The sequence below is a fragment of the Actinocorallia lasiicapitis genome (assembly GCF_054778695.1).
On the sequence record NZ_BAAGZI010000525.1, the window covers coordinates 1 to 3285 of the forward strand.

The window sequence follows — 3285 nt, forward strand, 5'->3', positions numbered from 1 at the left end:
GAACCCGGAGCCCGCCACGCCGGGCAGGCCGAGCGCGAGCGCCAGATTGATGAAGGCGGTCACCTCCTCGTCGCGGCCGTCGGCCGACAGGACGAACGCCCGCTCGCCCTGGGCGAGCAGCCGGACCGCCTCCCGCAGCGTCCCCTCCGGAACGCCGGTGATCCGCTCGACCCGGCCGGCCCAGTAGCCGCGCAGCGTCTCGCGCACCCGGTCGAACCCGTCGGTGCGGGACGCGATGTACTCCTCGTCGATCAGGCCTTCCTCGACGGCCAGCGCCAGCATCCCGTTGGCGAGCGCCACCTCGGTGTCGGGCACGAGCTGGAGGTGGAGATCGGCGCTGCGCGCCAGCGCGGTCCTGCGCGGATCCGCGACGATCAGCGCGCCGCCCGTCCCGCTCAGCCCGCGCCGCACTTCTCCGGCGGGTTCACCGCCCGTCACCAGGACGGCCTCGGCCGGCGCGACGTCCGAAAGCGGCCCCGGCAGCCCCCGGTCGAGCCCGAACGCCCGGACGACGGCCGACACCGTCCCGCTGGTGCGGCCGAGCACCGACCGGGCGAACCTGGCGTGCTGATGGTCGAGTTCGGGCGTCGCCGGGCTCCCGGTGAACACCGCGACGGTCTCGCGCAGCGGATCCAGCCGCCGGGCGACGGCGTCGAGCGCGCGATCCCAGGAGACGGGCTCCAGGGGCGCGCCGAGATGAGGGCGGAGCATGGGCACGATCACCCGGCCGGGGACGGCGTCCTCTTCCCCCGCCGACCGGTGGACACGGGCGGCCTCGGACATGTCTCGATCGTGTTCGGAACCGGTTTCACCCGGCCGCTCGGGCTGTGACCGCGTTGTTAATTGGCCCTCACAGCACGCGCGCGCCGCGGAGATGGGCCGCCCTTTAAGGTCGAAGGCATGGACCCCGAGTATCTCGCCACCCTCCCCCGCACCAGGGGGGCGGCCGCGGCCCTGCTCACCGACGCGACGGGACGGATCCTGCTGGTCAAGCCCACCTACAAGGACGGCTGGCTGCTCCCCGGCGGGGTCGTCGAGCACGGGGAGTCCCCGCTGGGCGCGTGCGTCCGCGAATGCCGTGAGGAGCTGGGGTTCGTGCCGCGGCTCGACGGCATCGCCTGCTACGACTGGGTGCCGCCGCGCGGCCCGGTGGACGCCACCAACGTCTGGCTGTTCGCCGGCACCGTCACCGCGGACGAGGTCGCCCGGGTCGAACTGCCCGCCGACGAGCTGTCGGCGTTCCGGCTGGCCGCGCCGCCCGAGCTGCCGGAGCTGCTGCCCCCGCACATGGCCCGCCGGGTGCTGTCGTGTCTGGAGACCGGTGCGGACCGCCCCCTCTACCTCGAGGACGGCCTGCTCCCGGATCTGCACGTGCCGTGAGGCGCTGGGTGTCCTCGGCTAGGCGGGCAACTTGTCGTGCATCGCCTCGGCCTTGGCCGGGTTGGCGACGCGGGCGCAGTGCGCCGAGCAGTACCAGTGCCGGTCGACCTCGGTGCCGTGCCCGATCACCCGGCACGAGCAGTGCTCGCAGATCGGCGCCAGCTTGGTGATCGCGCACTCGAAACTGTCGAAGACGTGCACGACCCCCTGGGTGTGCACCTCGAACGACAGGTCGTAGTCGTTGTTGCAGACTTCACACTCGGCCATCGATTCCCCCCGGTTAAGGCCCTGATCACGGGCATACCCGGCGAGACCGGCGATCAATCAGCGGCGGCGGCGCGCCCGGACCGGCTTGTCCCTGGTCCAGTCCTGGGAGCGGCCGGACGAGCGCAGCACCTTCATCCACGGGTCCGGCTCGTTGGCGCCCAGCGGCAGATGCGGAACCCCCCACGCCCACGCGCTGATCAGCAGCTCGGGGTCGTCGGGCCGGTAGTCCTCGCCGATCGCGCGGGCCAGATCCCAGGCGTGCAGATGGAACTCGATCGCCGCGGCCCCGGCGTGGTCGCCGATGGTGAACTTGGTGCCCCGGTAGATGAGATGGGTGCGGTCCCAGGAGTCCGGCATCAGATCGACGTAGGCGTCCGCCGAGACCGTGAACGACATGATCCGCTCACGTCCCGACTCGGGCGGCAGGACGGCCAGTTCGGCGGCGTTCTGCCGGGCCTGCTGGCGGATCAGCACGGCCGTCGCGGTCTCCTGCGCGAACAGTTTCGCGACCCGGCTGTCGGGGGCGTCCTGGAGGTACTCCAGGTAGTTCTCGGCCACACAGCGCAGATGACCGGCCAGATCGATGGCCAGCCACTCGCTGCAAGGGGTGGGGGCCTCCCAGTCCAGGCAGCGCGCTGCCGACTGCCGGATGGCCGCGACCCCGGCCCGGTAGGACTCCAGTACGCGGAGACGTTCCGGTGGCCTGCGATCCAACTGATTCCCCCAAAAATCCCCCGCCGAGCCGGTACCGCTGGCTCAGCCCCCTCGGTGCGCGCGGTGACCCTCCGCGATCGCGCAGGCCAGGTTCTCAGATGTCCGGCCGCTGTGCCACTCGGTGACTCAGCGTGCCGGAAACCCGAACGTCCCGCCCCGGTCAGACCCGGGAGAGGGAACGGAAACTCAGCTTGTGCGCCTCGCGGGCGGTCCGCAGGCGGTCCAGCTCCTCACTGTACGGGCGAACGGCGGCCTTCGCCCGGGCCTTGCGACGAGCGATCTCGGACTCCCTGGTCAGACCGTAGGTCTTCGGTCCCATCGCGACGCGTTCGGCGGCCTCGGCGACCCCGATCGCGGTCGTCATCCGGGCGTCCAGGTCGCCGGCGAGGGCCCGCAGCTCGGTGTGCGGGGCGTCGTCGGCCTGCGCCTTGCGGAGGGCGGCGTCGGCGTCGGCGACGTCCGCGAGCCGGTCGGGGTAGGTCGCCGCCAGTTTCTCGTCTGCGGCGAGCTCCGCTGCGGTCTCGGGGCTGATGCGACGGCCGAATGCCATGGTCGTTCCCTCTTTCAACTGATCACGTTCGACTGGCTGGCCGCAGCCTACGCCGAAGGAACCGAAAGACGCACGGCCCGGCACCTTTACCTAGTAAGGTCGGGACATGAACACCCTGAGGGAGCCGCTGACCCGCGACCGGATCATCGAAGCCGCACTGCACATCGTCGACGGCCAGGGCCTCGGCCGGCTCACGATGCGCCGGCTCGGCGACGCCCTCCAGGTCGAGGCGATGGCCATCTACCACCATCTGCCGCGCGGCAAGGAGGAGCTGCTCGACGGGCTGGTCGCGCACGTCGCGATCCTGCCCGCCGACACCCGCCCGCTGGGCGGCGAGGACTGGCGGGCCCGGCTGCGGACCTGGGCGGCGGAGC

Annotated in this window: 6 protein-coding genes; 2 read left to right on the forward strand and 4 right to left on the reverse strand. The window is 72.0% G+C overall.

From position 1 onward, the window contains the following. On the reverse strand, positions 1-783 hold a 783-nt coding region (locus tag ACYVE7_RS31500; RefSeq protein WP_460369893.1), incomplete at its 3' end, for a molybdopterin oxidoreductase family protein. 117 nt (positions 784-900) lie between these two features. Here ACYVE7_RS31500 and ACYVE7_RS31505 point away from each other — a divergent pair. After that, positions 901-1380 (forward strand): NUDIX domain-containing protein, encoded by a 480-nt coding sequence (locus ACYVE7_RS31505; RefSeq protein WP_460369895.1) that lies wholly within the window; start codon positions 901-903, stop codon positions 1378-1380. A gap of 18 nt (positions 1381-1398) precedes the next feature. On the opposite strand, the gene ACYVE7_RS31510 is transcribed toward ACYVE7_RS31505, so the two are convergent. From ACYVE7_RS31510 to ACYVE7_RS31520, 3 genes are all read right to left on the reverse strand, one after another. Next, positions 1399-1647 carry a hypothetical protein gene (locus tag ACYVE7_RS31510; protein ID WP_460369897.1) on the reverse strand — a complete coding sequence of 83 codons (249 nt, stop codon included), beginning with the start codon at positions 1645-1647 and terminating at the stop codon, positions 1399-1401. Between the two features lie 57 nt (positions 1648-1704). Beyond that, a complete protein-coding gene (locus tag ACYVE7_RS31515) occupies positions 1705-2361 on the reverse strand; it encodes a maleylpyruvate isomerase N-terminal domain-containing protein (protein WP_460369898.1) in 657 nt (218 codons plus the stop codon). A 160-nt stretch (positions 2362-2521) separates the two neighbouring features. After that, entirely contained in the window at positions 2522-2911 is a 390-nt protein-coding gene (locus tag ACYVE7_RS31520; RefSeq protein WP_460369900.1) for a plectin, read from the reverse strand. A 106-nt stretch (positions 2912-3017) separates the two neighbouring features. Here ACYVE7_RS31520 and ACYVE7_RS31525 point away from each other — a divergent pair. Continuing rightward, positions 3018-3285: TetR/AcrR family transcriptional regulator (locus ACYVE7_RS31525; RefSeq protein WP_460369902.1), on the forward strand; the 268-nt coding region annotated here is incomplete at its 3' end.

What these genes read in the sequence shown, in the direction of transcription:
- ACYVE7_RS31505 (WP_460369895.1), top strand. Translation starts at nt 901, where the DNA reads ATGGACCCCGAGTATCTCGCCACCCTCCCCCGCACCAGGGGGGCGGCC.
- ACYVE7_RS31510 (WP_460369897.1), bottom strand. Translation starts at nt 1,647, where the DNA reads ATGGCCGAGTGTGAAGTCTGCAACAACGACTACGACCTGTCGTTCGAG.
- ACYVE7_RS31520 (WP_460369900.1), bottom strand. Translation starts at nt 2,911, where the DNA reads ATGGCATTCGGCCGTCGCATCAGCCCCGAGACCGCAGCGGAGCTCGCC.